Annotated in this window: 25 protein-coding genes and 1 pseudogene; 18 read left to right on the top strand and 8 right to left on the bottom strand. The window is 60.1% G+C overall.

Annotated features, from left to right (window positions below; genetic code table 11):
- Nucleotides 1-93 precede the first annotated feature (93 nt).
- Nucleotides 94-858, bottom strand: a complete 765-nt coding sequence (locus BM416_RS31220; RefSeq protein ID WP_370671262.1) for a methyl-accepting chemotaxis protein — start codon at nucleotides 856-858, stop codon at nucleotides 94-96.
- Between the two features lie 90 nt (nucleotides 859-948).
- Nucleotides 949-1,983 (bottom strand): annotated as a pseudogene (locus tag BM416_RS31215) (cache domain-containing protein); the annotation flags it as partial.
- A 190-nt stretch (nucleotides 1,984-2,173) separates the two neighbouring features.
- Between BM416_RS31215 and BM416_RS18185 the strand changes: the two are divergent.
- Complete coding sequence (locus tag BM416_RS18185) at nucleotides 2,174-3,652, top strand: helicase HerA-like domain-containing protein (protein WP_092488977.1); 1,479 nt, start codon at nucleotides 2,174-2,176, stop codon at nucleotides 3,650-3,652.
- A 4-nt stretch (nucleotides 3,653-3,656) separates the two neighbouring features.
- Here the strand turns inward: BM416_RS18185 and BM416_RS18180 are convergent, their stop codons facing one another.
- Complete coding sequence (locus BM416_RS18180; RefSeq protein ID WP_027605525.1) at nucleotides 3,657-4,112, bottom strand: DUF721 domain-containing protein; 456 nt, start codon at nucleotides 4,110-4,112, stop codon at nucleotides 3,657-3,659.
- A 294-nt stretch (nucleotides 4,113-4,406) separates the two neighbouring features.
- On the opposite strand from BM416_RS18180, the gene secA reads away from it, so the two are divergent.
- From secA to BM416_RS18165, 3 genes are all read left to right on the top strand, one after another.
- Complete coding sequence (secA, locus tag BM416_RS18175) at nucleotides 4,407-7,142, top strand: preprotein translocase subunit SecA (protein WP_065939173.1); 2,736 nt, start codon at nucleotides 4,407-4,409, stop codon at nucleotides 7,140-7,142.
- 123 nt (nucleotides 7,143-7,265) lie between these two features.
- On the top strand, nucleotides 7,266-8,483 hold the full coding sequence (gene argJ / locus BM416_RS18170; protein ID WP_092488945.1) for a bifunctional glutamate N-acetyltransferase/amino-acid acetyltransferase ArgJ: 1,218 nt from the start codon (nucleotides 7,266-7,268) through the stop codon (nucleotides 8,481-8,483).
- 18 nt (nucleotides 8,484-8,501) lie between these two features.
- The gene (locus BM416_RS18165; protein WP_092488944.1) at nucleotides 8,502-9,446 is read left to right on the top strand and encodes a Nudix family hydrolase; all 945 of its coding nucleotides are present in this window, start codon (nucleotides 8,502-8,504) and stop codon (nucleotides 9,444-9,446) included.
- Nucleotides 9,447-9,575: 129 nt separating this feature from the next.
- Here the strand turns inward: BM416_RS18165 and BM416_RS18160 are convergent, their stop codons facing one another.
- From BM416_RS18160 to BM416_RS18150, 3 genes are read right to left on the bottom strand one after another with little or no spacing between them, the layout of a single operon-like run.
- A complete protein-coding gene (locus BM416_RS18160; protein WP_092488943.1) occupies nucleotides 9,576-10,154 on the bottom strand; it encodes a cob(I)yrinic acid a,c-diamide adenosyltransferase in 579 nt (192 codons plus the stop codon).
- A 2-nt stretch (nucleotides 10,155-10,156) separates the two neighbouring features.
- Complete coding sequence (locus tag BM416_RS18155; protein ID WP_065925888.1) at nucleotides 10,157-12,190, bottom strand: sensor histidine kinase; 2,034 nt, start codon at nucleotides 12,188-12,190, stop codon at nucleotides 10,157-10,159.
- A gap of 46 nt (nucleotides 12,191-12,236) precedes the next feature.
- Nucleotides 12,237-13,154, bottom strand: a complete 918-nt coding sequence (locus BM416_RS18150) for a putative 2-dehydropantoate 2-reductase (protein ID WP_092488942.1) — start codon at nucleotides 13,152-13,154, stop codon at nucleotides 12,237-12,239.
- Nucleotides 13,155-13,277: 123 nt separating this feature from the next.
- Between BM416_RS18150 and BM416_RS18145 the strand changes: the two genes are divergently transcribed.
- Nucleotides 13,278-13,763 (top strand): YajQ family cyclic di-GMP-binding protein, encoded by a 486-nt coding sequence (locus tag BM416_RS18145; RefSeq protein ID WP_053135814.1) that lies wholly within the window; start codon nucleotides 13,278-13,280, stop codon nucleotides 13,761-13,763.
- A 135-nt stretch (nucleotides 13,764-13,898) separates the two neighbouring features.
- Nucleotides 13,899-14,741, top strand: a complete 843-nt coding sequence (locus BM416_RS18140) for a mechanosensitive ion channel family protein (RefSeq protein WP_027605532.1) — start codon at nucleotides 13,899-13,901, stop codon at nucleotides 14,739-14,741.
- 189 nt (nucleotides 14,742-14,930) lie between these two features.
- On the opposite strand, the gene BM416_RS18135 is transcribed toward BM416_RS18140, so the two are convergent.
- Nucleotides 14,931-16,229 carry an OprD family porin gene (locus tag BM416_RS18135; RefSeq protein WP_092488941.1) on the bottom strand — a complete coding sequence of 433 codons (1,299 nt, stop codon included), beginning with the start codon at nucleotides 16,227-16,229 and terminating at the stop codon, nucleotides 14,931-14,933.
- 745 nt (nucleotides 16,230-16,974) lie between these two features.
- Between BM416_RS18135 and BM416_RS18130 the strand changes: the two genes are divergently transcribed.
- On the top strand, nucleotides 16,975-17,400 hold the full coding sequence (locus tag BM416_RS18130) for an HIT domain-containing protein (protein ID WP_092488976.1): 426 nt from the start codon (nucleotides 16,975-16,977) through the stop codon (nucleotides 17,398-17,400).
- A gap of 3 nt (nucleotides 17,401-17,403) precedes the next feature.
- Entirely contained in the window at nucleotides 17,404-17,610 is a 207-nt protein-coding gene (locus tag BM416_RS18125; RefSeq protein WP_027605535.1) for a SlyX family protein, read from the top strand.
- Between the two features lie 69 nt (nucleotides 17,611-17,679).
- Here the strand turns inward: BM416_RS18125 and BM416_RS30995 are convergent, their stop codons facing one another.
- On the bottom strand, nucleotides 17,680-18,282 hold the full coding sequence (locus BM416_RS30995; protein ID WP_092488940.1) for a cold-shock protein: 603 nt from the start codon (nucleotides 18,280-18,282) through the stop codon (nucleotides 17,680-17,682).
- A gap of 428 nt (nucleotides 18,283-18,710) precedes the next feature.
- On the opposite strand from BM416_RS30995, the gene BM416_RS18115 reads away from it, so the two are divergent.
- From BM416_RS18115 to tolQ, 10 genes are all read left to right on the top strand, one after another.
- Nucleotides 18,711-19,184 carry a Dps family protein gene (locus BM416_RS18115; protein WP_027605536.1) on the top strand — a complete coding sequence of 158 codons (474 nt, stop codon included), beginning with the start codon at nucleotides 18,711-18,713 and terminating at the stop codon, nucleotides 19,182-19,184.
- Between the two features lie 179 nt (nucleotides 19,185-19,363).
- Nucleotides 19,364-19,705, top strand: a complete 342-nt coding sequence (locus tag BM416_RS18110) for a ribbon-helix-helix domain-containing protein (RefSeq protein ID WP_092488939.1) — start codon at nucleotides 19,364-19,366, stop codon at nucleotides 19,703-19,705.
- A gap of 178 nt (nucleotides 19,706-19,883) precedes the next feature.
- A complete protein-coding gene (locus tag BM416_RS18105; RefSeq protein WP_010208103.1) occupies nucleotides 19,884-20,105 on the top strand; it encodes an FmdB family zinc ribbon protein in 222 nt (73 codons plus the stop codon).
- Nucleotides 20,106-20,212: 107 nt separating this feature from the next.
- On the top strand, nucleotides 20,213-21,988 hold the full coding sequence (gene aspS, locus BM416_RS18100; protein WP_027605538.1) for an aspartate--tRNA ligase: 1,776 nt from the start codon (nucleotides 20,213-20,215) through the stop codon (nucleotides 21,986-21,988).
- A gap of 135 nt (nucleotides 21,989-22,123) precedes the next feature.
- Nucleotides 22,124-22,870: a YebC/PmpR family DNA-binding transcriptional regulator gene (locus tag BM416_RS18095; RefSeq protein WP_027605539.1), complete on the top strand. Its 747-nt coding sequence runs from the start codon at nucleotides 22,124-22,126 to the stop codon at nucleotides 22,868-22,870.
- A gap of 157 nt (nucleotides 22,871-23,027) precedes the next feature.
- Entirely contained in the window at nucleotides 23,028-23,552 is a 525-nt protein-coding gene (gene ruvC, locus BM416_RS18090) for a crossover junction endodeoxyribonuclease RuvC (protein ID WP_024077147.1), read from the top strand.
- 67 nt (nucleotides 23,553-23,619) lie between these two features.
- Nucleotides 23,620-24,231 (top strand): Holliday junction branch migration protein RuvA, encoded by a 612-nt coding sequence (gene ruvA / locus BM416_RS18085; RefSeq protein WP_003175802.1) that lies wholly within the window; start codon nucleotides 23,620-23,622, stop codon nucleotides 24,229-24,231.
- Nucleotides 24,232-25,290, top strand: a complete 1,059-nt coding sequence (gene ruvB / locus BM416_RS18080; protein WP_003175801.1) for a Holliday junction branch migration DNA helicase RuvB — start codon at nucleotides 24,232-24,234, stop codon at nucleotides 25,288-25,290.
- Between the two features lie 140 nt (nucleotides 25,291-25,430).
- Entirely contained in the window at nucleotides 25,431-25,886 is a 456-nt protein-coding gene (gene ybgC / locus BM416_RS18075) for a tol-pal system-associated acyl-CoA thioesterase (protein WP_032890914.1), read from the top strand.
- Between the two features lies 1 nt (nucleotide 25,887).
- Nucleotides 25,888-26,583 carry a protein TolQ gene (gene tolQ / locus BM416_RS18070; RefSeq protein WP_015885609.1) on the top strand — a complete coding sequence of 232 codons (696 nt, stop codon included), beginning with the start codon at nucleotides 25,888-25,890 and terminating at the stop codon, nucleotides 26,581-26,583.
- The last annotated feature ends 18 nt before the right edge of the window (nucleotides 26,584-26,601 follow it).

Below are 26,601 nucleotides of genomic sequence, written 5' to 3'. Positions count from 1 at the left end.
TGCTCTCCTAACGTGGACCTGAGCTAAGGATAGATGTTCGGTTGGCGTTCATCGTGAAAACAGTGCAGGAGCCTGACCGGCTCCTGCGGTAGTTCAGATCCGGAAGCTGCCCACCAGCTGTTTCAACCGTGCCGCCTGCTGTTCCAGGTCGGCGCAGGCGCGCAGCGTCGATTGCAGGTTTTCCACGCCTTCCTGATTGAGGGTGTTGATCTCGGTGATGTCCATGTTGATCGACTCCACGACCGAGGTCTGCTCTTCGGTCGCGGTGGCCACCGACTGGTTCATGCCGTCGATCTCGCCAATGCGCTGGGTCACGCTGTTCAAGCGTTCGCCGGCCAGGTTGGCGATTTCCACGCTGTCATGACTGTGGCGCTGGCTGTCGCTCATGGTGCTGACCGAGTCACGGGCACCGATTTGCAGTTCCTCGATCATCTTTTGTACCTGCTGTGCCGACTCCTGGGTGCGATGGGCCAGGTTGCGCACTTCATCGGCGACCACCGCAAACCCGCGCCCGGCTTCCCCGGCGCGTGCGGCTTCGATGGCGGCATTCAGTGCCAGCAGGTTGGTTTGCTGGGAAATACTGGTGATTACCTCAAGAATCTGGCCGATATTCACCGTCTTGCTGTTAAGTGCTTCGATATTGCTGCTTGAGGCACTGATCATTGCAGACAGCTGAGTCATCGCCTTGATATTGCGTTCGACCACCTGTTGACCGTCTTCGGCCAATTGCCGTGCATCACTGGCCTGGTTGGAGGCTTGGGCGGCGTTACGTGCGATTTCCTGTGCGGCGGCGCCCAGTTCGTTGATCGCGGCAGCAACGCTGTTGGTGCGGTTGGCCTGTTCGTCGGAGTTGACCATCGACGAGTTGGACGCACTGACAACCCGCAGTGCGACTTCATTCACCTGTTGGGTGGCTGAGGACACTTCGCGGATCGATGCATGAATTCGCTCTACGAAGCTGTTAAACGCGTTACCCAGGGTGCCGAACTCATCGTGATTCTGGATGGCCAGGCGGCGAGTCAGGTCACCTTCGCCGTCGGCGATGTCCTGCATCGCGCGAGTCATCACATGCAGCGGCTGCAGCAGCACGCGTATCAGCATGCCGAGCAGGGCTATGATGATCACCACGGCAATCACGGTGGCGATTACGGCGGAGGTGCGGAATTTGCTGAGCATTGCGTAGGCTTCGTCCTTGTCCACCGATACCCCGAGGTACCAGTTCACCGAGGGCAGCCCCTTAATCCGTGTGAAAGTAACGATGTTGTCCTTGCCGTTGGCTTCGACTTCGCTGAAGTCGCCGCTGATGGTGGGCGTGTGCTTTGGGTAGACATCGGAGAGGGACTTCATCACCAGGCTTTTGTCCGGGTGTACCAGCACCTTGCCGTCGGCACTGACCAGGAACGCATAGCCCATGCCACCGAAGTTCAGTGCACCGATGTTGTCCACCAGGGTCTGCAGGCTCAGGTCGCCGCCGACCACACCGATGCTCTGGCTGCCCTTGGCACTGGGGGTGGCGATGGAGATGATCAATTGCCCGGTGGCTGCGTCGATGTAGGGCTCGGTCAGGGTCGAACCGTTGCTGCTCTGGGCGCCTTTGTACCAGGGGCGAACGCGTGGATCGAAGCCGTCCGGCATCTTGGTGTCGGGACGGATGGTGAAGGCGCCCTGACTGTCACCCACGTAGGTGGCCATGAACGATGACGTCAGGGTTTTCTGCTCCAGCAGGCTGGCAACCGCAGCGGGTTCAGGGTTGATGGCGATGTTCTGTGCGGCGTTTTCCACCAGTGCGATACGTCCGGTCAGCCAGGTCTGGATACTGCTGGCGGTGACGTCGCCCATCTCGTGCAGGTAGCTATTGAGGTCGTCGCGTATCGCATTGCGTTGCAGGTAGTCGTTGTAGAGGGTGAACAGTGCGAAGGCCGCGATGACGATAAGGGAGGCTGCAAGCAGGATTTTATGGCTGAAACGCAGATTTTTATTCATAGCTTGAAGGGTCCGCTAAGGTCTTAATATCCGAGGCGCGTCCTTGTGGAACACGCGGGAGGGTAGCGTCAAAAAAGGTTGATATTTCCGTTGGTCCCTGTAGGAACTATCTGAGCGTTTTTTAGACTTTGTAGGTCTCACATCTGTCTTATCGACCTGGCGACATTAAAGATTAACCATGGGTGACGAAATGCCTGACTCCACGCAACTCCTTATCGGTGCCGGTCTTGACGGCCAGCCCATTGCCCAGGCCATGCGCCTGGCCAACCGTCACGGTTTGATCGCCGGCGCCACGGGCACAGGCAAGACGGTCACGTTGCAACGTCTGGCCGAAGCATTCAGTGATGCGGGCGTCGCGGTATTTGCCGCGGATATCAAAGGTGACCTCTGTGGCCTGGGTGCCGCCGCCAACCCCCAGGGCAAAGTCGCAGAGCGCATCGCCGGCATGCCGTTCCTTAATTACACGGCCAAGGCGTATCCGGTCACGCTGTGGGACATCCACGGGCAGTCCGGTCATCCATTGCGCACCACCATCAGCGAAATGGGGCCGTTGTTGCTCGGCAGTTTGCTGGAGCTCACGGACAGCCAGCAGTCGGCCCTTTATGCGGCGTTCAAGGTGGCAGACCGCGAAGGCCTGTTGCTGCTGGACCTCAAGGACCTCAAGGCACTGCTCAACCACCTGCGTTATCACCCGGAGTTGCTTGGCGAGGATGCGGCGCTGATGACTACCGGCTCCAGCCAGGCGTTGTTGCGGCGTCTGGCAGTATTGGAGCAGCAGGGCGCCGAGGCGTTGTTTGGCGAGCCGGCCCTGCAGCTTGAAGACATCTTGCAGCCCACCCGCGAAGGACGCGGGCGTATCCATCTGCTGGACGCCAGCCGCCTGGTGCATGAAGCCCCGAAAGTGTACGCGACCTTCCTGTTGTGGCTGTTGGCGGAATTGTTCGAGCAACTGCCAGAGCGCGGCGATGCCGACAAACCGTTGCTGGCGCTGTTTTTCGACGAGGCGCATTTGTTGTTTGCCGACACGCCCAAGGCTTTGCAGGAGCGGTTGGAGCAAGTGGTGCGGCTGATCCGTTCCAAAGGGGTGGGGGTGTATTTCGTCACCCAATCGCCGGGCGACCTGCCGGATTCCGTGCTGGCGCAACTGGGTTTGCGCATCCAGCATGGCCTGCGGGCGTTCACCACGAAAGAACAGAAATCCTTGCGGGCGGTAGCTGACGGGTTCCGGCCGAACCCGGCGTTTGATGCGTTATCGGTGTTGACCGAGTTGGGCACGGGTGAGGCATTGGTGGGCACCTTGCAGGAAAAAGGTACGCCGGAAGTCGTCCAACGCGTACTGGTCGCGCCGCCGCAATCGCGAATCGGGCCGCTCAGCGTCGCTGAACGCGCCGCGTTGGTGGCCAGTTCGCCCTTGCAGGGGCGCTATGACAAGCCGATTGATCGCGAGTCGGCCTATGAAGTATTGATGGCGCGCAAGGCGCTTGGACCGACCGAAGAGGCCGGGCAGGCCGACGAGGAGCCCAGCTTTACTGATAAGGCCGGGGCGTTTCTGGGAACCACCGCAGGCAAGGCGTTGAAATCCGCGATGCAGCAGGCCGCCAATCAGATGGGGCGCCAACTGGTGCGTGGTTTGCTGGGGTCTTTGCTGGGAGGCAGTAAGCGCAAGTAGCGGTTCAGGGCTTGGGCTTGCCATGGGCGGCCAGCCGCTCAAGCGCCGCGCGCAGGCCTGGATCGCTGATCCCGTCGGCCGTGGCCTGAATCGTCTCGGCCGCCGTCTCCGACAAGTCCATCGTGTGGCCCGCCGCGCCTTGCTGCACGGTCGGCGGCTGCACCTTGAACTGGATGCGCGTCAAGCTGGCGAACTCATCGAATGCCATCAATTGACGCTGCAGGCGTTTTTGCTGATAGCGCAGGCGGGTCGCCCAGTGGCCATCTGTGACAATCAGCAGCAGGTTGCCTTCACGCCAGGACGCCACGTGGCAATGCTCACGGGCGGCCGGTTGAAGTTGGCTTTCGAGCAGGCGTTGCAAATGGCCCAAGCGTTGCGCATGGCCAAAGATGGCTTTCAACGGCTTGGCTTCGCGAAGCAACACGCTGGGCGCGCGGGCTGTAAGAGGGCGAAATGCCATGATCGGACACCTTAAGTAACAGAGCGGCCATCTTAGCAGAAAGCGTCTACGCGGCCCCGGGCAATGCATTGCCGGGGCTTTATCCACAAAATCAATGAGCTCCACGGGTTGAAGTTCGCGCAAAAGCCCTTATTTTAAACAAGCCCTCTCACAGCCCCTTGCCCGCCTCGGGGAACAACGCCACTTTCCTCACCCACGATTCCGGGTAGAATGCGCGTTCGCATGCGGCCGTGAGGGCTGCTCGGGCCACTCACGGTGCGCCCTCCATCCCTATGTGTGGAAGAACCTGCCGATATGTTTGCGCCTTTGTTAAAGAAACTTTTTGGAAGCAAGAATGAGCGCGAAGTCAAACGCATGCTCAAGACGGTGCAGCTGGTCAATGCCTTCGAAGAGCAGATGGTTGCCCTTTCGGACGAGCAATTGCGCGCCAAGACCGAAGAGTTCAAGGCCCGCATAGCCAAAGGTGAAACCCTCGACAAGCTGCTTCCCGAAGCCTTTGCGGTTGCCCGTGAAGCCGGTAAGCGTGTCATGGGCATGCGCCACTTCGACGTCCAGTTGATCGGCGGCATGACCTTGCATGAAGGCATGATTGCCGAAATGCGTACCGGTGAAGGCAAGACCCTGGTAGCAACCCTGGGTGTTTACCTCAACGCACTGTCCGGCAAGGGCGTGCACGTTGTGACGGTGAACGACTACCTGGCTCGCCGGGACGCCAACTGGATGCGCCCGCTGTATGAATTCCTCGGCCTGACCGTCGGCGTGGTAACGCCGTTCCAGCCGCCGGAAGAGAAGCGCGCCGCCTACGCCGCCGACATCACCTACGGTACCAACAACGAATTCGGTTTCGACTACCTGCGCGACAACATGGCGTTCAGCATGGAAGAAAAATTCCAGCGCGAACTCAATTTTGCCGTGATCGACGAAGTCGACTCCATCCTCATCGACGAAGCCCGTACCCCGCTGATCATCTCCGGCCAGGCCGAAGACAGCTCGCGCCTGTACACCGAGATCAACAAGTTGATCCCGCGCCTCGAGCAGCACATCGAGGAAGTGGAAGGCGTGGTGACCAAAGAAGGTCACTTCACCATCGACGAGAAGACCCGCCAGGTCGAACTCAACGAAGCCGGTCACCAGTTCGTCGAAGACATGCTCACCCAGATCGGCCTGCTGGCCGAAGGCGAGAGCCTGTACTCGGCCCACAACCTGGGCCTGCTGACCCACGTGTATGCCGGCCTGCGTGCCCACAAGCTGTTCCATCGCAATGTCGAATACATCGTGCAGGATGGCCAGGTCGTACTGGTCGACGAACACACCGGGCGTACCATGCCGGGCCGTCGTCTGTCCGAAGGCCTGCACCAGGCCATCGAAGCCAAGGAAATGCTCAACATCCAGGCCGAAAGCCAGACGTTGGCGTCCACCACCTTCCAGAACTACTTCCGTCTGTACAACAAGCTGTCCGGCATGACCGGTACCGCCGACACCGAAGCGTTCGAATTCCACCAGATCTACGGCCTGTCGGTGGTGGTCATCCCGCCGAACAAGCCGCTGGCCCGTAAAGACTTCAACGACCTGGTGTTCCTGACCGCCGAAGAGAAATACGCGGCGATCATCAACGACATCAAGGACGGCATGGCCCAGGGTCGTCCGATCCTGGTAGGTACCGCCACCATCGAGACTTCCGAGCACGTGTCCAACCTGCTCAACAAGGAAGGCATCGAGCACAAGGTCCTCAACGCCAAGTTCCACGAAAAAGAAGCCGAGATCATCGCCCAGGCCGGTCGCCCAGGCGCGCTGACCATCGCCACCAACATGGCCGGTCGTGGTACCGACATCCTGCTGGGCGGCAACTGGGAAGTGGAAGTGGCTTCGCTGGACGATCCGACCCCTGAGCAGATCGCCCAGATCAAGGCAGACTGGCAGAAACGCCACCAGGCCGTGCTGGAATCCGGTGGCTTGCAGGTGATCGCATCCGAGCGCCACGAATCCCGTCGTATCGACAACCAGCTGCGTGGTCGTGCCGGCCGCCAGGGTGACGCCGGTTCCAGCCGTTTCTACCTGTCCCTGGAAGACAGCCTGATGCGTATCTTCGCCTCGGATCGGGTGAAGAACTTCATGAAGGCCCTGGGCATGCAGTCCGGTGAAGCGATCGAGCACCGCATGGTGACCAATGCCATCGAGAAGGCCCAGCGCAAGGTAGAAGGCCGTAACTTCGACATTCGTAAGCAACTGCTCGAGTTCGATGACGTCAACAACGAACAGCGTAAAGTGATCTATCACATGCGTAACACGTTGCTGGCCGCCGACAACATTGGCGAAACCATCGCTGATTTCCGTCAGGACGTGCTCAACGCCACCGTCAGCGCACATATCCCGCCACAATCGCTGCCTGAGCAGTGGGATGTCGCCGGCCTGGAAGCGGCGTTGAAGAGCGACTTCGGGGTCGACTTGCCGGTCCAGCAATGGCTCGACGAAGACGACCACCTGTACGAAGAAACCCTGCGCGAGAAGCTCATGACCGAGCTGCTGGCCGCGTACAACGAGAAAGAAGAGCAGGCGAGCGCCGAAGCTCTGCGCACCTTCGAGAAGCAAATCGTACTACGCGTGCTGGACGACCTGTGGAAAGACCACCTGTCGACCATGGACCACCTGCGTCACGGCATCCACCTGCGCGGTTACGCCCAGAAGAACCCGAAGCAGGAGTACAAGCGCGAGTCGTTCACGCTGTTCTCCGAGTTGCTGGATTCGATCAAGCGCGATTCGATTCGCGTGCTGTCCCACGTTCAGGTGCGTCGCGAAGACCCGATCGAGGAAGAAGCGCGCCTGCGCCAGGAGGCCGAGGCACTGGCTGCGCGCATGCAGTTCCAGCACGACGAGGCACCGGGTCTGGAAGCGCCTGAAGTATTGGGTGAAGAGGTCGATGTAGTCCTGGCCCAGACCCCGGTTCGCAACGAGCAGAAGCTGGGCCGCAACGAACTGTGCTGGTGCGGTTCGGGCAAGAAGTACAAACACTGCCACGGCGAAATCAACTAAGATTTTTGCCTGACGCTGCTACACCCCGCGCCGCGACCGGCCCCTGCCGTCGCGGCGTTTTGCCATTAATTTCACCGTCGATCACGACGGCACAGACATCACCTATTTTTAAGGAGCGCATTCATGGCTGTTGGTCTTGGTCCTTTGCCCACATTGCACCCGGTTGCCGGTTTTGAGCTCGGTATAGCTTCGGCCGGCATCAAGCGTCCAGGGCGCAAGGATGTGGTGGTGATGCGCTGTGCCGAAGGCTCGACCGTTGCGGGCGTGTTCACCCTCAACGCCTTCTGCGCCGCGCCGGTGATCCTGGCCAAGCAGCGTGTTGCCGGCTCGATTCGTTACCTGCTGACCAACACCGGCAATGCCAACGCCGGTACCGGTGAGCCTGGGCTGGTCGCCGCCGCACGTACCTGCGCCAAGCTGGCCCAACTGGCCGGCGTGGACGCCAGCCAAGTGCTGCCATACTCCACCGGCGTCATCGGTGAGCCGCTGCCGGTCGAAAAAATCGAAGGCGCCCTGCAAGCCGCGCTGGACGACCTGTCCGTGGATAACTGGGCGGCAGCCGCCACCGGCATCATGACCACCGACACCCTGCCAAAAGGCGCGAGCCGCCAGTTCGTGCACGACGGTGTGACGGTTACCGTGACTGGCATCAGCAAGGGCGCGGGCATGATTCGCCCGAACATGGCCACCATGCTTGGCTATATCGCCACCGACGCCAAGGTTTCCCGCGATGTGCTGCACAGCCTGATCCTGGACGGCGCCAACAAGTCGTTCAACCGCATCACCATTGATGGCGATACGTCCACCAATGACTGCTGCATGCTGATCGCCACCGGCCAGGCCAACCTGCCGGAAATCACCGAGGCCAGCGGCCCGCTGTTCGCGGCGCTGAAGCAGGCGGTGTTCGAGGTGTGCATGGAAGTGGCCCAGGCCATCGTGCGTGACGGTGAAGGCGCGACCAAGTTCGTGACCGTTGAAGTCAACGGCGGCGGCAACCACCAGGAATGCCTGGATGTCGGCTACACCGTGGCCCACTCGCCGCTGATCAAGACCGCGCTGTTCGCCTCCGACCCGAACTGGGGCCGTATTCTGGCTGCCGTCGGCCGTGCCGGCGTGCCGGACCTGGACGTGAGCAAGATCGACGTGTTCCTTGGCGACGTATGCATCGCCAGCCGTGGCGCCCGTGCCGAGACCTACACCGAAGCCCAGGGTTCGGCGGTGATGCAGCAGGAAGAAATCACCATCCGCATCGAACTCGGTCGCGGTGAGTGCAGCGAAACCATCTGGACCACCGACCTGTCCCACGAGTACGTGAAGATCAATGCGGAATACCGCACCTGATAGAAGAGGATAAGCGCGGTGAAACGAGTGCATGTAGCAGCAGCGGTGATCCGCGGTGTCGACGGCAGGATCCTGCTGGCGCGCCGTGCCGATACCCAGCATCAGGGCGGCCTGTGGGAGTTTCCCGGTGGCAAGGTGGAGGCCGATGAGTCGGTCGCCACGGCCCTGTCCCGTGAGTTGCAGGAAGAACTGGGTATCCAGGTCTCCACGGCGCGACCGCTGATCAAGGTGCAACATGACTACCCGGACAAGCAGGTGTTGCTGGATGTCTGGGAAGTCTCGGCTTTTACCGGCGAGCCCCACGGTGCCGAGGGACAACCGCTGGAATGGGTGGCCCCGCGCGATCTGCCCAACTATGAGTTCCCGGCGGCCAATGCGCCGATCGTGGCGGCTGCGCGCTTGCCGGCCGACTACCTGATCACGCCGGGCGAGCTGGAAACGCCCACGCTCTTGCGCGGGATCCAGAAGGCTATCGCCGGTGGCATCAAGCTGATCCAGCTGCGGGCGCCCAACGGTTACGACCCCAAATACCGCGACCTCGCGGTAGATGCGGTGGGCCTGTGCGCCGGGAAGGCGCAGTTGATGCTCAAGGGTCCGTTTGAATGGCTCGGGGACTTCCCGGCGGCCGGCTGGCATATGACTTCGGCCCAACTGCGCAAATATGCGAGCAAGGGCCGGCCGTTGCCGAAGGACCGCTGGTTGGCGGCGTCATGCCATAACGCGGAAGAACTGGCGTTGGCGGAGTTGATGGACGTGGATTTTGTCACGCTGTCGCCGGTGCAGCCGACCCAGACCCATCCCGATGCGCAGCCGTTGGGCTGGGAGCAGGCGGCAGAGTTGATCCGTCGGTTCAGCAAGCCGGTGTTTCTGTTGGGTGGGGTAGGGCCTGCTGAGCGGGAACAGGCTTGGGAAGCCGGCGCTCAAGGTGTCGCAGGGATTCGGGCGTTCTGGCCTGAGGCTTGATGGTGCCCTGAAGGGCCCTATCGGGAGCAAGCCCCCTCCCACATTCGACCGGGTTCCAACTTTGGAATGTGATCAAAGTGTGGGAGGGGGCTTGCCCCCGATGAGGCCCTATCAGTCACCGAATCATCATCAGTGTGGCTTCGCCGCCGCCTGCCACAACACTTCTGCCACCCCCTGGCGCCTGGCGATCACCCTTGCCGCCACAAACAGCAAATCCGACAGCCGATTAATATACGCCAGCCCCACCCCTTCCAACGGCTCGACAGCATTCAAATGCTGACAGCGCCGCTCGGCACTGCGCGCCAGGCTGCGGCACACATGGGCCTGGGCAATCAGCGCTGAACCACCGGGCAAAATGAAATTCTCCAGGGGCCCTAGCTCTTCGTTCCAGCGATCGATCGCCGCTTCCAGCCGATCCACTTCCGCCGCGTTCAATGCCTTGTACTCCGGCATTGCCAACTCCCCACCCAGATCGAACAGTCGATGCTGGCAAGGCGTAAGCACCTCGATCACGTCCTGTAAGCCTGGATACTGCCCGCCGAGGGCTTCGAGATACGCCAGCAGTAACCCCAACTGGCTATTGAGCGTATCGACCTCGCCGATGGCTTCTACCCGGGGATGGTCCTTGGGTACGCGGCGGCCGTCACCGAGGCCGGTTTCGCCTTTATCGCCGGTGCGGGTGTAAATCTTCGACAGGCGAAAGCCCATGGTCAGTGCTCCAGTTGGGTGAGTTCGTAAGGTGGCAGTTGGCCCGCCAGGGGCAGGCGCAAGGTGAAGCAGGTGCCTTGGCCGAGGGTGGAATGCACCTCCATCTGGCCCTTGTGGTTGTTGGTGATGATGAAGTACGACACCGACAGCCCAAGCCCGGTGCCCTGGCCGATTTCCTTGGTGGTAAAGAACGGCTCGAAGGTGCGTTTGCGCACGTTTTCGCTCATGCCAATGCCATTGTCTTCCACCTGGATTTCCGCCCACGGCGGGTTAAGGCGCGTGCGCAGGATGATGCGCCCCGGTTCGCTGTCGTCTTCGCGCAGGTGAATGGCCTGGGCGGCGTTTTTCAGCAGGTTGAGCAGCACCTGTTCCAGTTCGTTGGCCGTGCCGGGCACGGGGCCCAGTTGCGGGTCGAACTGACGGATGATTGCCTGGCCCTTGAAGTCGAAGCCAATGGCCAGGTCAAAGTCGTTACCGGCGATTTCTACCGCCTGGTCGATCAGCGCTGGCAAGTCGCAAGGCGCCATCTGCCGGTTGCTGCGGCGGCTGAAGCTGAGCATGTGGGTGACGATTTTCGCCGCCCGTGCCCCCGCCTGCTGGATACCGTCGAGCAGTTGCGGCACTTCGCGGCTTTGCAGGTAACGGTTGACGGTGTCCAGCTCAACGCCCACCTGTTCGGCGTGTTCCAGGTTCTTGGGCAAGTCGGGGGACAGGCGCCGGCGAATGTTCTGCACGTTATGCAGGATTGCCCCCAACGGGTTGTTGATCTCGTGGGCCATGCCGGCGGCAAGTCCGCCGACGGAAAGCATTTTTTCCGACTGCACCATCATCTCTTCCAGTGACAGGCGCTGGGTGATGTCGTCGATACGGATCACCACGCCGCGCCCGGCACCGCCCATCAGCGGGTAGAAGGTCAGGGCGTAATGCTTGGGTTCGTCGTCCTTGATCCAGGTGACGCGCTCGATGCGTTCCACCGTGTGTTGCTCCACTGTGGCCTTGATCTGCGGCAGGTACGGCTTGAGCGGCTGGAAGGCGAGGTAGATCGGTTGATTCAGCGCTTCATCCAGGCGCGTGCCGGACAGGGCCGTGGCCTCCTGATTCCATTGGGTGACGTAGAGCTGTTCGTCCAGGGCGATCAGTGCCGAAGGCATCGAGTCGATGATGCTGTTCAGGTAGTTCTGGAAACCGGTGAGCTTTTTCTCGATCTTGCTGCGCACCTGGACTTCCAGCTCCAGCTTGCGGTTGGTGTGGCGTGTCTCTTCGGCCAGGCCTTGTGCCTGGTCGTAGGCCGCCTGGGAGTCATCCCGCGCGCGCTTGAGCTGCTGCTCCCGGGCTTCGATGCGCGACAGCATGGTGTTGAAGGCTTCGGCCAGGCTGCCGATTTCATCGCGGTTGCCCCGGCCGGCACGCAGGGCGTAGTTCTCTTCGCGGGTCACCTGGCGTGACAGCTCTTCGAGTTCATGGATCGGCCGAGTGATCAGGCGTTTGATCTGCCGGGCGATGATCAACCACAGCAGCACACTGAAAATCAGGATGCCCAGGCTCGCCGTCAATGTGCCGGTATAGAAGGCCACCGGCAGCTCACTGCTGGCCACCAGCAGCAGGTGGCCGGACGGTTGGCCGGGACGGGGCAGGGTGATGACCTGGTTACTGCGAAATTCGGTCACTCGCCAGGCTTCGATATGCCGGTAGTTGTCCGGCAGGTGCAGGCGATCGCCGTGTTGCATCTGCGCCAGGCGATTGCCTTCGCCGTCGTACAGGGCGGCGGCGCGCAGGGGCGAATAGCTGGTCAGTTCATTGAGCAGCGCATCGGCCTTGGCCGGGGATTCAAGGGCTTCGGCGGCGAGAGCCGGGTTGGATACCAGCCGGCCGATGGCCTGCAAGGCCTGGGGGGCCATGCTTTCCTGGGAGATCCAGTAGGCGGCGCTGATAAAGGTCAGGTTGGCCACCAGCAGGACGGTGGTCAGCAGCACCAGCAGGGCGGCCAGCAGTTTCTGCCCGACCGGTAGGTTTTCTAGACGCTGGCGCAGCGGCATCAGGGTTTTCCCAGGTGATAGACAGGCGGGCAGGGTAGCGCGTGCCTCAGTCGCGGGGCAATCCGCGTGCAAGTAACTGCTCGACCAGGCGCACTTGCAGTTGTTGCACATGGGGCAGGCTCAATTGGTGACGGGCGGCCGCCTGGCAAGCATAGCCCAACAAGTAGCTGATTTCGGTGCGGCGGGCGTTGGCCACGTCCTGGTACATGGAGGAATAGTTGGCGGCCGTGGCCTGGATGACCCGTTCCACTTCCTGGTGCAGATCCCGCGCGGCGGCGGGTTGGCCGCAGCATTCCAGCAGTTCGCCAAGCTCGGCACACAGGGTCGCGACTTCACATTGATGGTTCTGCAGTTCGCCGTTGCGGCACTGGTAAAGCACCGTCAGCGGGTTGATCGCGCAATTGAGCGCCAGTTTGCGCCATAGGCGCGTCAGGATGTCGGTACTCCATTCGTGGGGGATGCCCGCAGCGTGCAAGTCATCCAGCCACAGCGGCGGAATAGGGTGGCTCGCGTCCCCCAGCCAGGTGTAGCCATGGCCGGCGAACACCACGCGCCAGTCACCGTCGCGAAACGCGCCTTCGGTGCTGGAGGCAAAAATGCAGCGCGCCTGGGGCAGTTGCGCGGCCACCGCGTCTTGGCTGCCGAGGCCGTTCTGCAGCAGGATCAGCTCGGCGTCCGATGCCAGGCGGTGTTGCAGCTGTGCGACAGCGCCCTGGGCGTCGTAGGCCTTGCACGCTACCAGCAGGCGATGAATCGGCTCGGGGCTGTCGGGCGTTTCAGCGAACACCGGGTAGGTATGGGCGACGCCGTGTTCCACGAGGGTCAAGCCGGGTGAAGCCCGGTAGCTGGCCAGGCGCCTGGCATCGCGCAGGATCAACCTGACGGGCAAGCCGGCACGAGCCAGGCGGGTGGCCCACAGTGTGCCCAGGCTGCCCGCGCCGAGAATATGCCAGGTGGTCGACATCAGTTTTTGCTCCGTAGGGTCGCTCACAGTGAACGGGACGAAAGAACCGCTATAATGCCCCGGCATTTTAGCTCGGGCGCGCTCCATCTCTACTGAACCCGCCCCTTATATTGGAGAAATCACATGCCTTCGTTCGACGTGGTATCTGAACTGGACAAACACGAAGTCACCAACGCCGTCGAGAACGCCGTCAAGGAGCTGGACCGCCGCTATGACTTGAAAGGCAAGGGCAGCTTCGAATTCAAGGAAAAGGAACTGACCGTCAACCTGACCGCTGAAGCCGATTTCCAGCTGGAAGCGATGATCGAGATCCTCAAGCTGTCGCTGGTCAAGCGCAAGATCGACGCACAGTGCCTTGAAATCAAGGACGCCTACGCCTCCGGCAAGCTGATGAAGCAGGAAGCCGTACTCAAGGAAGGCATCGACAAGGAGCTGGCGAAGAAGATCGTCGCCCATATCAAGGATGCCAAGCTGAAAGTCCAGGCTGCCATCCAGGGTGAGCAGGTTCGCGTCACCGGCAAGAAGCGTGATGACCTGCAGGACGCCATTGCGGCCCTGCGCGCCAAGACCTTCGACATGCCGCTGCAGTTCAATAACTTCCGCGACTGATGGCACATTGGGGAACCTGCGGGCGTTTTCGACGTCCCACGCCCCAGAGCCAGCGCCTGCTCTTGAGCCCTACGGGGCTCATTTGCGTTTTCAGGCAGTCAATAAGCCGCACATCCGCCATACAGGAGAAGCTACATGGATTTAAACGCTGAAATGGATCATTTGATCAAGACCTCGCAGTCATGGATCCCGATGATCATGGAATACGGCAGCCGAGTGTTGCTGGCGGTGATCACCCTGGCCATTGGCTGGTGGCTGATCAACGTATTGACCCACCGCGTGGGCCGCCTGCTGGCCATGCGTAACGCGGACCTGGCGCTGCAGCACTTCATCACCAGCCTGGCGAACATTGCGCTGAAAGTCATGCTGATTGTCAGCGTGGCCTCGATGATCGGCGTGGCGACCACGTCGTTCGTCGCCGCCATCGGTGCCGCTACCTTGGCCATCGGCCTGGCGTTGCAAGGCAGCCTGGCCAACTTTGCCGGTGGCGTGCTGATCCTGTTGTTCCGCCCGTTCCGCATTGGTGACTGGATCGAGGCCCAGGGCACCTCCGGGACCGTCGACAGTATCCAGATCTTCCACACCGTGCTGCGTACCGGCGACAACAAGACTGTCATCGTACCCAACGGCATCCTGTCCAACGGCATCATCACCAACACCAACCGTCAGCCGACCCGCAAGGTGGTGTTTGACGTGGGTGTGGACTACGAGGCGGATCTGCAAAAGGCCCGTGAAGTACTGCTGGACCTGGCAAAAGATCCGCGCGTATTGACGGATCCTGCTGCGGTGGCCGTGGTGTCGACCTTGGGCGATAGCTCGATCACGGTTTCCCTGCGCTGCTGGACCAATACCCCGGATTATTGGGATGTAGTGTTCATGTTGAATGAACTGGCGCGTGATCGTTTAAAGGCAGCGGGGATTGATATTCCATTTCCGCAGCGCGTTATTCGAGTGATGCAGGAAGCAGCTCCGAAGTAAGTGAAAGAAGCGCGTTTAACTTGGCCGAAAGGTCAGGTTAAACGTGTCACCTGAATCTCATTAGTTAGCTTGCTAGTTATTATTTGTCGAAAGAAAACTGCAATGAAAAAGCCGCTCCCTTGTAAACAGGGGAGCGGCTTTTTTGTTTAAGGCCGGGGCCTTAAGTCATCGTTGTAATTGAACCGGCAATTACAAGATGTTCAGCGGGTAGTTTGCGATCAGACGCAGTTCGTCGATCGAAGGCGAACCGTAGTACACGCCATCGCCGGAGCGATAGGTCGCTTGACGCAGACGCAGGCTCAGGTTTTTGGCTGGACCGCTCTGAATCACGTACTTGGCTTCGATATCGCGTTCCCACTCTTTACCATTGTTAGTGGTGCCGGTGTCGGCGCCGCTACCGGTTATGTAACGAGTCATGAAGCTCAAACCAGGAACGCCAAAGGTTGCCATGTTGATGTCGTAACGTGCCTGGTAGGACTTCTCGCCTTCGGCGTTGAAGTCGGAACGGGCAACGGAGTTGGCCAGGAAGACCGTGCCGCCGCCGTCTACGCCGTAGCCGTAGTCGCCGTCGCCGGTAACCTTCTGGGCTGCCAGGGTGAACGTGTGAGCGCCGATGGTGTAGGCGCCCTGCAAGCTGAACGCGCGGTTGTCGAGCTTGGTCGTGCCATCTTTTTCGGCACGCTGCAGGCCGGCACCGTCGCTCTTGGTGTCGTAGATGTTGAAGTCCAGAGCGAAGGACTGGTCATCGCTGAGCGCGTGGGTCCAGTTCACGTTGCTGTAGTACTTGCGGAAGTAGTCTTCGGTTTTAGCGTAGTACAGGCTGCCGGTGAGCTCTGGAGTGAACGAGTATACACCGCCGACAAAGTCGGTCTTGGTCAGGCCCAGGCTGTCATGAAACGTCTGGTTCTGCGCAACACTGGAAGTGAAGTGGCCGCCTTCCAGTTTCAGGCCCTTGATCTCGTTGCTGGTGATCGAGATACCTTGTGGCAGTTCCGGCAGCAGACGGCTGTCGTCGGAAGCGAACACAGGGGCTGTGGTGTATTGGTCACCGACTTTCAGCACGGTGTTGGAGAAGCGGAACTTGATGGCGCCGCCGCCTTTGGAGTAGTCATCTTGCGAACGACCGTCGGAACCGGTGGGGAACAGTCCGGTGCCCGCGCGACCCTTGCCACTGTCGAGCTTGACGCCCAGCAGGCCGATTGCATCGAAACCGACGCCGATAGTGCCTTGGGTGAAGCCCGATTCGAACAGTGCATTGAAGCCCAAGCCCGTTTCTTCAGCACGGCTTTTGCGCTTGCCGTTGACCGTGGCGTAGCCGCCCGCTGGTTCATTACGGAAATCGCGGCTGAAGTACAGCGCGCGAGTATTGATGCTGAACGTACTGTCTTCAACAAAGCCCTTGGAATCGTCCTGGGCGGACGCCATTGCGAACTGCGAGGTGCCTGCTGAAACAGCCAGGGCGATCATGCTCCACTTCATCACGCGCATCGTGATTTGCTCCTTTGGTTTTAGGAAGAGTACTGCCGTCCCACCTGTATTTTTATCTGGGCGGCTCTTTCTTTTTTGTGTCGGCGCAAAGTTATATCACGCAGACTCTATTGACGATACTTACCCATCTTTCCTTTCAGCTTCTTTACGAGGCTGTCGTAAATTGCTAGTTCCATGTCGCAAATTCACAGTCCGAATGTAACGGGACTGACAACTTCAATGCTGTTTTCAAACGTCTTTCAGCGTTTGTCGTCTTCCTTGGTATGCATTGAAACGCCACTGTTTTTTATCGCGAAACACTCACTTCCCTGCAGGTGCCGTTGTCGACGATAGGGGGGTGAATGCAACAAGCGCGCCCAAACCGGTAACTGAATGTCATTTTTTCGTGAAAAACGTTACGACGGGGTAAAAACCGCATAAGCACGGGCTTTTTACGCCGTTTGGTTTGGGCTTGACGCCCGTGTGTTACCGCTGTTGGGGGGTGCAAAAAAACGTTGCCCGAGGAAAACGTTACCGGTCCACCCCCATGGGTGGGTAGTTGGCGGATCTCTTTGAGGCACAAGTGGGTCATTTTGGTGCATCCCGGTGAGGCCCGAGTTAGCGTAGCTCAATTATTCGCCTGCATCGAAAGGGTGCGGTTTTTTTCTCCGGATGCGCCGGGGCTCTCCCGCATTCGCCGTGAAGCCGCCTGCATTCAAAGGTATGCTGGGCGCCAGAACTTGACCTGCCAAACGGAGTGCCCGTGGTGTTCGCCTTAGACCAACGCCTGCAACAAGACACACTGGTGATCGGGGACTTCCCGTTGTGCCGCCTGCTGCTGTCCAATGACTCGAATTACCCCTGGTTCATCCTGGTGCCACGCATCAACGGTATCAGCGAAGTGTTTCAGCTGGATGTCGCAGATCAACGGATCCTCTGGAAGGAAACTACGTTGCTGGCGCAGTTACTCAACGAAGGCCTGGGCGCCGACAAGATGAATATCGGTGCGCTGGGCAATGTCGTCAGCCAATTGCACGTGCATGTGATCGTACGCAAGCGTGATGACGCCGCGTGGCCTGCGCCGGTTTGGGGCAAGCATCCGGCCCAGCCGTACACTGAAGAACAAGTGGCGGCCATTCGTGTGCGCCTGCACGCGTTGCTGCCTGCCGACTTTATCTTTACCCAGGGTTGAACCATGGACTTGCAAGACCGCGTTACCGATCTGGAAAGCCGCCTGGCCTTTCAGGACGACACCATCGAGACCCTCAATGACATCCTGGTCGCCCAGCAGCGTGCGGTTGAACGCCTGCAGCTGCAGATGACCGCGCTGCTCAAGCGTCAGGAAGAAATGGGCGGCCAGTTCGAGACGTCCGAAGAAGAGGCGCCGCCACCGCACTATTAATCCGAGTGCAATAAAAAACCGCGACCCAGCCAGGCTGGATCGCGGTTTTTTTTGCTGCGACGGCTGGAATCAGCGACGCGGCAGGGCAGCGATCACGTCTTCGGCTTGCAGGCCTTTGTCGCGATTCATCACGGAGAACTCCACGCGCTGGCCTTCCACCAGGACGCGATGGCCTTCGCCACGGATAGCCCGGAAGTGGACGAAGATGTCGTCGCCCGAATCGCGGGAAATAAAGCCGAAGCCTTTGGAGGTGTTGAACCACTTGACGGTACCGGTATCCCGATTGGTCATGTCGTAGTTTTGCGACGCGGCCGCCGGGGACGAACGGTAGAAGCTGATGGCCAGGTGAAGAATGATGGCGACCACAGCAATCACCAGGCTGAGCAGGATGGCCGGATGGCCGCCCACTTCAGGCATAGGTGCCAGGAGGGTGAGGGTTTGTACGACAACGGTCAGTACCAGCAGCGCGCTGACCAGGTTTTGCAGTTGATGACGTGTGCCTTTGTTCCAGTAAGGGATTACGGGAGCGAGCGTCAGGTTAAGAAGGCCGAACAAGGCCAGGTACAGAGCGTCGTGTTGTTGCAGGTAGGGCAGGCTTTCAGGTTGCAGGCTCGGGATAAAGGACAGCAGCAACGCTGCAACGCCCGTTAGCAGGTGGACGATTTTCAACATTTTGATTAACTCACGTTAAGACGGATCACAAGGAAGAGCTGACTGGCACGGTTCGCTTCTGAACAATGGGAGGCGTTGGGCACGTGCGCGGGTATCAGCCTATGCCGCTTGCCGTGGAAATTAACGACGGCGACACGCTGCCTATTTAACAGCAAAGGCCGTGCCTACTCAAATCGAGCATTTTCCGCGGTTGAAAGGGGCGTGGCATTTCTGCGTGAAACGCTTGTCCTAGACATGTGCAGGTGTTTCTGGCGGCCTTAAAGGAAATTTCCGACGTGCCCAAAGGCTTGTACTGCACGGGCTGACAGGTCGTGCAGGGGCGATTTGCCGCATGTCGCCCGAGGGTGTCGGGCTGCGTCTCTGCGCCGCTCTTGCTAGAGTGGTCGTGCACCTGATCAATGAATGCTTGTCAATTGAAGGGGATAAACATGGCAATCGATATCGGTATCAGTGAAGAAGATCGTAAATCCATCGTCGATGGGCTTTCACGGCTGCTTTCCGATACCTATGTACTGTACCTGAAGACCCACAACTTCCATTGGAACGTCACGGGCCCCATGTTCCGTACGCTGCACCTGATGTTCGAAGAGCAGTACAACGAACTGGCGCTGGCGGTGGACGCCATAGCCGAGCGTATCCGTGCCCTGGGTTTCCCGGCACCGGGCGCCTATTCGATCTACGCCCGTCTTTCCTCCATCAAGGAAGAAGAGGGCGTTCCCAGCGCAGAAGAGATGATCAAGCAACTGGTGGCGGGCCAGGAGGCGGTCACGCGTACCGCACGCGGTATTTTCCCGTTGCTCGACAAGGTCAGCGATGAGCCGACCGCGGACCTGCTGACCCAGCGCATGCAGGTTCACGAGAAAACCGCGTGGATGCTGCGCTCCCTGCTCGAAAACCAGTAAACGTCACCCACAGTGGCGCCGTTGTGGCGCCACTTGCTTGTTTCCACGCATTTCCTGGCGTTGTCCTACGCCTATCAACGCCCCGTCTTCTGGCTGCCTGCTTCGTCCTGCTGTCTTATAGGGCCACTGTCCAATGGGAGAACCCATGGGCTGTTGTTTGGCAATGGAGTGTCAGGTGTATGTCACGTGGAGTGGATGTGGGAGTGATGGAAACCGGTGGTTTCCACAAGATAAACGTCGACCCCTTCGCCAAGGGGTTCGATATGGGGCTGGCCAAGCCATTGTCCCGGTCGGTAAGGCTCAATGGGTTTTCCACTTGTCTTCGGCTTGAGCAGATCTATTGGAATATCCTCACGGAAATAGCCAGGATCAATGCCTGCTCTGTCAGCGCATTGCTGTCCTATGTCGATCGGGAAGTGCACCTCCGGTATGGAGGAGTGAAGAACTTCAGTGGGTTGGTCAGGGTGGTGTGTGTGGTTCATCTGTTAAAGGGCCGTGCTGCCTCGCCAAGTCCTGAGTAATCGGCAGGCCTCGGGGCTGGTCCACTGTCGAGGTGGGCCTGCCCCGGGCAGAAAGCCGGCTGCGCTGCCTTGATTTACCAGATATAATCCCGCGCTTTGCTGCTGCCGGGGCTTTCTCCCTCTGCTCTTTATCAGGAGCGGGCGCGGCACAGTAACGATCGACCGCCGAGACATCGCCATGCCCATGTACGACTATCAATGTGCTTCCTGTGGACATCAGTTGGAAGCCATCCAGAAGATCAGCGCAGCGCCGCTGGTCGATTGCCCGGCCTGCCAGGCACCCGAGCTCAAGAAGATGTTGTCCATGCCGGGCTTCCGCCTGAGCGGCAGCGGCTGGTACGAGACCGATTTCAAGACCGGTTCGAAGAAGAACCTGGCGGGCGGCGACAAAGCAGACTGAGTTGAACTCCATGCGCAGGCTCCTGCATTATCCGTCCCCTGCTTTAATGTACGGTGACGAGGCAGGCCTCCACCGAATTTCGAATTACGAGAAGTGAAACCACTACCATGATGCGCAGCCACTATTGCGGCCAACTGAACGAGACCCTGGATGGTCAGGAAATCACCCTTTGCGGATGGGTTCACCGTCGCCGCGACCACGGCGGGGTGATCTTCCTCGATATCCGTGATCGTGATGGCCTGGCCCAGGTGGTATTCGATCCGGACCGCGCCGAGAGCTTCGCCGCCGCTGACCGTGTGCGCAGCGAGTATGTCGTGAAGATCACCGGCAAGGTTCGCCTGCGTCCTGCCGGTGCCGTGAACGCGAACATGGCGTCCGGTGCGATCGAAGTGCTGGGCTACGAGCTGGAAGTACTCAACGAATCGGAAACCCCGCCGTTCCCGCTGAACGAATACTCCGACGTCGGCGAAGAAACCCGCCTGCGCTACCGTTTCCTGGACCTGCGTCGTCCGGAAATGGCCGAGAAGCTGCGCCTGCGTTCGCGCATGACCACCAGCATCCGCCGCTTCCTCGACGAGAACGGCTTCCTTGACGTCGAAACGCCTATCCTGACCCGGGCCACCCCGGAAGGCGCGCGGGACTACCTGGTGCCTAGCCGTACCCACGCCGGCAGTTTCTTCGCCTTGCCGCAATCGCCGCAGCTGTTCAAGCAGCTGCTGATGGTGGCCGGTTTCGACCGTTACTACCAGATCGCCAAGTGCTTCCGCGACGAAGACCTGCGCGCCGACCGCCAGCCGGAATTCACCCAGATCGACATCGAGACCAGCTTCCTCGATGAAAAAGAGATCATGGGCATTACCGAGCAGATGATCCGCAACCTGTTCAAGGAAGTGCTGGACCTGGAGTTCGGCGAATTCCCGCACATGACCTTCGAAGAGGCCATGCGCCGCTACGGTTCGGACAAGCCAGACCTGCGTAACCCGCTGGAACTGGTGGACGTGGCCGACCAGCTCACCGAAGTTGATTTCAAGGTGTTCAGCGGCCCGGCCAACGACCCGAAATGCCGCATCGCCGCCCTGCGCGTGCCTGGCGGCGCGAGCATGCCGCGCAAGCAGATCGACGACTACACCAAGTTCGTCGGCATCTACGGGGCCAAGGGCCTGGCGTACATCAAGGTCAACGAGCGCGCCAAGGGTGTTGAAGGCCTGCAGTCGCCAATCGTGAAGAACATCCCGGAAGCCAACCTCAATGTGATCCTGGATCGCGTGGGCGCGGTCGACGGCGACATCGTGTTCTTCGGCGCCGACAAAGCCAAGATCGTCAGCGAAGCCCTGGGCGCGCTGCGGATCAAGCTGGGCCACGACCTGGACCTGCTGACCTGCAAGTGGGCACCGATGTGGGTCGTCGACTTCCCGATGTTCGAAGAGAACGACGACGGCAGCTTCAGCGCCTTGCACCACCCGTTCACCGCGCCGAAGTGCTCGCCCGAAGAGCTGGAAGCCAACCCGGCAGGCGCGCTGTCCCGCGCGTATGACATGGTGTTGAACGGTACTGAGCTGGGTGGCGGTTCGATCCGTATCCACCGCAAAGAGATGCAACAAGCGGTCTTCCGCCTGCTGGGCATCAACGAAGCGGAACAGGAAGAGAAGTTCGGCTTCCTGCTCGACGCCCTGAAATACGGCGCGCCGCCCCACGGTGGCCTGGCTTTCGGCCTCGACCGCCTGGTGATGCTGATGACCGGTGCCCAGTCGATCCGTGAAGTGATCGCCTTCCCGAAAACCCAGAGTGCTGCGGACGTCATGACCCAGGCTCCGGGTGTGGTGGATGCCAAGGCATTGCGCGAGCTGCATATCCGCCTGCGCGAGACGCCGAAGGCTGAGTAAGGCTGCTGCGTGAAAGCGCACTGAGGTTTACGCAGTCTAAAAAGGCGCATCTTCGGATGCGCCTTTGCGTTACAAGGGGTGTATCCCACCCGGGGTGGGGTTGATAAGGTTTCTAGAGAATTTCGGAGTTGTGTTATGGCTGGCCATTCCAAGTGGGCGAACATCAAGCACCGCAAAGAGCGTCAGGATGCCAAGAAAGGCAAGATTTTTACCAAGTGGATCCGTGAGCTGACAGTCGCTGCCCGCCAGGGCGGTGGTGATCCGGGCTCCAACCCGCGTCTGCGCCTGGCGCTGGACAAGGCCCTCGGTGCGAACATGAGTCGCGACATTATCGACCGTGCCGTGGCCCGTGGGGCCGGCGCTGCCGACACCGACGACATGGTCGAGTTGACCTACGAAGGCTACGGCCCGGGTGGCGTGGCGGTGATGGTCGAATGCATGACCGATAACCGCAACCGTACTGCCGCCGCCGTGCGTCATGCGTTCAGCAAGTGTGGCGGCAACCTGGGGACAGACGGTTCGGTGGCCTACCTGTTCGAACGCAAGGGGCAGATCTCCTTCGCGCCGGGTGTGGATGAAGATGCACTGATGGAAGCGGCGATGGAGGCGGATGCCGACGACGTGGTGACCAATGAAGATGGCTCCATCGACGTGTTTACCTCGTTCGCCGGCTTCTACGCCGTGCGTAACGCCCTGGAAGCGGCCGGTTTCAAAGGCTCCGACGCCGAGATCGTGATGCTGCCGACCACCAGTGCCGAGTTGGACCTGGACGGTGCGCAGAAAGTGCTGAAGATGCTCGATATGCTCGAAGACCTGGATGATGTACAAAACGTGTATTCCAACGCCGACATCCCGGAATCCGTGGCCGAACAGCTAGGCTGAAGAATGACGTAGATCCAAATGTGGGAGGGGGCTTGCTCCCGATGGCGGTGTATCAGTCAGCCTATGTCTAACTGGACGATCGCCATCGGGAGCAAGCCCCCTCCCACATTAGAACTACGGTGTATCAAAAAATGTGTTTATCCGACCTGCAGGCGTTATGACTTTAATCCTAGGTATCGACCCCGGTTCGCGCATCACCGGCTTTGGTGTGGTGCAACACACCCCGCGCGGCTGCGTCTACGTCGCTTCGGGCTGTATCCGTACCGGCGCAGGCGAGTTGGCTGAGCGCCTGCAGATCGTCTATCGCGGCGTGCGTGAAGTGATCCAGACCTACGGACCGGTGACCATGGGCATCGAAAAGGTGTTCATGGCAAAAAACGCAGATTCGGCGTTGAAGCTCGGCCAGGCCCGTGGCGCCGCCATCGTCGCCGGCGCCGAGGAGGGCATGGAGATCGCCGAGTACACCGCGACCCAGGTCAAACAGGCCGTGGTCGGCACCGGCGCGGCCAATAAAGAGCAGGTGCAGATGATGGTCATGCACATGCTCAAGCTCACCTCAAAGCCGCAGATCGATGCCTCCGACGCCCTGGCTATTGCCATCTGCCATGCGCACACTCGTTCCAGCCTGCTGCCTCACGGCTTGGGCACGGCACGCAGTCGTGGCGGGCGCCTGCGTCTCTGATAGCATCAGCGCAATCGTTATTTCCGGTCAGGCCTCGCTCTGACCCCAAGCTTTAAGGATCTGAACCGTGATTGGACGCTTGCGCGGCACCCTGGCTGAGAAACAGCCGCCGCACCTGATTCTGGATGTAAACGGGCTGGGGTATGAGCTGGAAGTGCCCATGACCACCCTGTATCGCCTGCCGTCGGTCGGTGAACCCATAACGCTGCATACCCATCTGGTGGTGCGCGAAGATGCGCAACTACTCTATGGTTTCATTGGCAAGCGTGACCGCGACTTCTTCCGCGAGTTGATTCGCCTCAATGGCGTGGGGCCTAAATTGGCCCTGGCGTTGATGTCGAGCCTGGAAGTGGATGAGCTGGTACGTGCCGTGTCGGCCCAGGACACCTCGGCGCTGACCAAGGTGCCGGGCGTGGGCAAGAAAACCGCCGAGCGCCTGCTGGTAGAACTCAAGGACCGCTTCAAGGCCTGGGAGGTGGTGCCGAGCATGTTCGCTCTGGTGCCGAACCAGCCGGATATGCCGGCGGGCCAGGTCGCGAGTGCTGAAAGCGACGCCGTCAGTGCGCTGATCTCCCTGGGCTACAAACCCCAGGAGGCCAGCAAGGCCGTCTCGGCCATCAAGGACAAGAACCTGAGCAGCGAAGACATGATCCGCCGAGCCCTGAAGGGAATGATTTAAGTGATTGAAGCTGATCGTCTGATCGCGGCCACCGGGCCTCGTGACCGTGAAGAAGTCCAGGACCGCGCCATCCGCCCCCTGAGCCTTGCCGACTACATCGGCCAGCCCACCGTGCGCGAGCAGATGGAGTTGTTTATCCAGGCCGCGCGCGGGCGCAGTGAGTCCTTGGACCATACCTTGATCTTCGGACCGCCGGGGCTGGGTAAAACCACCCTGGCCAACATCATTGCCCAGGAAATGGGCGTGTCGATCAAGTCCACCTCCGGCCCGGTGCTGGAGCGGCCAGGTGATTTGGCTGCCTTGCTCACCAATCTTGAGCCCCACGATGTGCTGTTTATCGACGAAATCCACCGGCTCTCGCCAATCGTCGAGGAAGTCCTGTACCCGGCGATGGAAGATTTCCAGCTCGACATCATGATCGGCGAAGGTCCGGCGGCCCGCTCGATCAAGCTCGACCTGCCACCGTTCACGCTGGTGGGCGCGACTACGCGGGCGGGCATGTTGACCAACCCGCTGCGAGACCGTTTCGGCATTGTTCAACGTCTTGAGTTCTACAGTACCGCCGATCTGGCGACCATCGTCAGCCGTTCGGCCAGTATTCTTGGCTTGCCCCTGGACCCGGAAGGCGCGTTCGAAATTGCCCGTCGGGCCCGGGGCACGCCACGGATTGCCAACCGCCTGTTGCGTCGCGTGCGTGACTTTGCCGAAGTCCGGGCCAAGGGGCACATCACCAAGGCCGTGGCGGACCTGGCCCTGAACCTGCTGGATGTGGACGAGCACGGCTTCGATCATCAGGATCGACGTCTACTCTTGACCATGATCGAGAAGTTCGACGGCGGTCCGGTAGGTGTCGACAGCCTGGCGGCGGCCATCAGTGAAGAGCGCCATACCATCGAGGATGTGCTGGAGCCGTACCTGATCCAGCAGGGCTATATCATGCGCACGCCAAGGGGGCGGGTGGTGACGCGCCATGCCTATCTGCACTTCGGGCTAAACATTCCGTCACGATTGGGTGAGATGCCCGTGGTAGACGAATTCCTTGATGCAGTGGACGATTAAAAGCTTCACGCCAGTCGATTTATTCGATGTTTGTGCTGTCCTAGTGGCTGGCGTCGTCATTCAGTCACTGGATATGTTTTTCGAGAATGAAAAAACAGTTGCCCCAGCGGATTGGCAACCTGAGGAGTAAGCACTAGAGTATGCGCGCGCAAAACGGGGATCAGTCGTTCGCACATCGCTGTCGCGTTTATTACGAGGACACCGATGCCGGCGGCATCGTGTATTACGTCAATTATCTCAAGTTCATGGAGCGGGCTCGTACCGAGCGGCTACGGGAGCTGGGCTTTGCCCAATCCCAGCTGGCAGGGGAGGACCTGTTATTCGTCGTGCATTCCAGCGAGGCGCGCTACCACGCACCGGCGCGACTGGACGACGAGTTGCTGGTCAGCGCTGAAGTAATCGAATTGAACCGTGCCAGCCTGCGTTTCAAGCAGCAGGTCAGGCGGGCAACGGATGCAACGCTGCTCTGTGAGGGGCAGTTCCTGGTGGCGTGTGTGCGCACCAACAGTTTGAAACCTCGGGCCATTCCCGAAACTCTACGTGCGGCCTTTGCCGCCGTGAGCGGCGCGGGTAAACAATCAAAGCAGGAGATTTAGCGTGGAACCTACCGTCGTCGACCATTCCTCCATGTGGAGCCTGGTCAGCAATGCCAGTGTCGTGGTTCAACTGGTGATGCTGACCCTGGTAGCCGCATCGGTTACCTCTTGGGTCATGATTTTTCAGCGCAGCAACCTGCTGCGCGCCGGTCGACGTGCCCTGGAGAGCTTTGAAGAGCGCTTCTGGTCGGGTATCGACCTGTCCAAGCTGTACCGCCAGGCCGGCAGCAACCCGGACCCGGATTCGGGCGTCGAGCAGATCTTCCGCGCCGGCTTCAAGGAGTTCTCGCGCCTGCGCCAACAGCCGGGTGTTGATCCGGAAGCGGTCATGGAAGGCGTGGCCCGTGCCATGCGCGTCGCCATTTCCCGTGAAGAAGAGAAGCTGGAGCAGAGCCTGCCGTTCCTCGCTACCGTCGGTTCCGTCAGCCCGTACATCGGCCTGTTCGGTACCGTGTGGGGGATCATGAACTCGTTCCGCGGCCTGGCCCAGGCCCAGCAAGCGACCCTGGCCACCGTGGCCCCGGGTATTGCCGAAGCCCTGATCGCCACCGCGATCGGCCTGTTCGCCGCTATCCCCGCAGTAATTGCCTACAACCGCTTTGCCGCCACCAGCGAAACGTTGATCGGCCGTTACTACACCTTCGCCGATGAATTCCAGGCGATCCTGCACCGTAAAGTGCACACCAGCGAAGAATAAGCAGGTAATTCCCAATGG

Source organism: Pseudomonas sp. NFACC42-2 (assembly GCF_900116055.1).
GTDB lineage: Bacteria > Pseudomonadota > Gammaproteobacteria > Pseudomonadales > Pseudomonadaceae > Aquipseudomonas > Aquipseudomonas marginalis.
This window is presented reverse-complemented; position numbering and strand designations above follow the sequence as displayed.

What these genes read in the sequence shown, in the direction of transcription:
- BM416_RS31220 (WP_370671262.1), bottom strand. Translation starts at nt 858, where the DNA reads ATGGTCAACTCCGACGAACAGGCCAACCGCACCAACAGCGTTGCTGCC.
- secA (WP_065939173.1), top strand. Translation starts at nt 4,407, where the DNA reads ATGTTTGCGCCTTTGTTAAAGAAACTTTTTGGAAGCAAGAATGAGCGC.
- BM416_RS18095 (WP_027605539.1), top strand. Translation starts at nt 22,124, where the DNA reads ATGGCTGGCCATTCCAAGTGGGCGAACATCAAGCACCGCAAAGAGCGT.
- BM416_RS30995 (WP_092488940.1), bottom strand. Translation starts at nt 18,282, where the DNA reads ATGTTGAAAATCGTCCACCTGCTAACGGGCGTTGCAGCGTTGCTGCTG.
- BM416_RS18105 (WP_010208103.1), top strand. Translation starts at nt 19,884, where the DNA reads ATGCCCATGTACGACTATCAATGTGCTTCCTGTGGACATCAGTTGGAA.
- aspS (WP_027605538.1), top strand. Translation starts at nt 20,213, where the DNA reads ATGATGCGCAGCCACTATTGCGGCCAACTGAACGAGACCCTGGATGGT.
- BM416_RS18180 (WP_027605525.1), bottom strand. Translation starts at nt 4,112, where the DNA reads ATGGCATTTCGCCCTCTTACAGCCCGCGCGCCCAGCGTGTTGCTTCGC.
- BM416_RS18115 (WP_027605536.1), top strand. Translation starts at nt 18,711, where the DNA reads ATGGCAATCGATATCGGTATCAGTGAAGAAGATCGTAAATCCATCGTC.
- ruvC (WP_024077147.1), top strand. Translation starts at nt 23,028, where the DNA reads ATGACTTTAATCCTAGGTATCGACCCCGGTTCGCGCATCACCGGCTTT.
- BM416_RS18140 (WP_027605532.1), top strand. Translation starts at nt 13,899, where the DNA reads ATGGATTTAAACGCTGAAATGGATCATTTGATCAAGACCTCGCAGTCA.
- BM416_RS18155 (WP_065925888.1), bottom strand. Translation starts at nt 12,190, where the DNA reads ATGCCGCTGCGCCAGCGTCTAGAAAACCTACCGGTCGGGCAGAAACTG.
- BM416_RS18145 (WP_053135814.1), top strand. Translation starts at nt 13,278, where the DNA reads ATGCCTTCGTTCGACGTGGTATCTGAACTGGACAAACACGAAGTCACC.
- BM416_RS18135 (WP_092488941.1), bottom strand. Translation starts at nt 16,229, where the DNA reads ATGCGCGTGATGAAGTGGAGCATGATCGCCCTGGCTGTTTCAGCAGGC.
- ybgC (WP_032890914.1), top strand. Translation starts at nt 25,431, where the DNA reads ATGCGCGCGCAAAACGGGGATCAGTCGTTCGCACATCGCTGTCGCGTT.
- BM416_RS18160 (WP_092488943.1), bottom strand. Translation starts at nt 10,154, where the DNA reads ATGGGCTTTCGCCTGTCGAAGATTTACACCCGCACCGGCGATAAAGGC.
- BM416_RS18185 (WP_092488977.1), top strand. Translation starts at nt 2,174, where the DNA reads ATGCCTGACTCCACGCAACTCCTTATCGGTGCCGGTCTTGACGGCCAG.
- BM416_RS18110 (WP_092488939.1), top strand. Translation starts at nt 19,364, where the DNA reads ATGTCACGTGGAGTGGATGTGGGAGTGATGGAAACCGGTGGTTTCCAC.
- argJ (WP_092488945.1), top strand. Translation starts at nt 7,266, where the DNA reads ATGGCTGTTGGTCTTGGTCCTTTGCCCACATTGCACCCGGTTGCCGGT.
- BM416_RS18150 (WP_092488942.1), bottom strand. Translation starts at nt 13,154, where the DNA reads ATGTCGACCACCTGGCATATTCTCGGCGCGGGCAGCCTGGGCACACTG.
- BM416_RS18125 (WP_027605535.1), top strand. Translation starts at nt 17,404, where the DNA reads ATGGACTTGCAAGACCGCGTTACCGATCTGGAAAGCCGCCTGGCCTTT.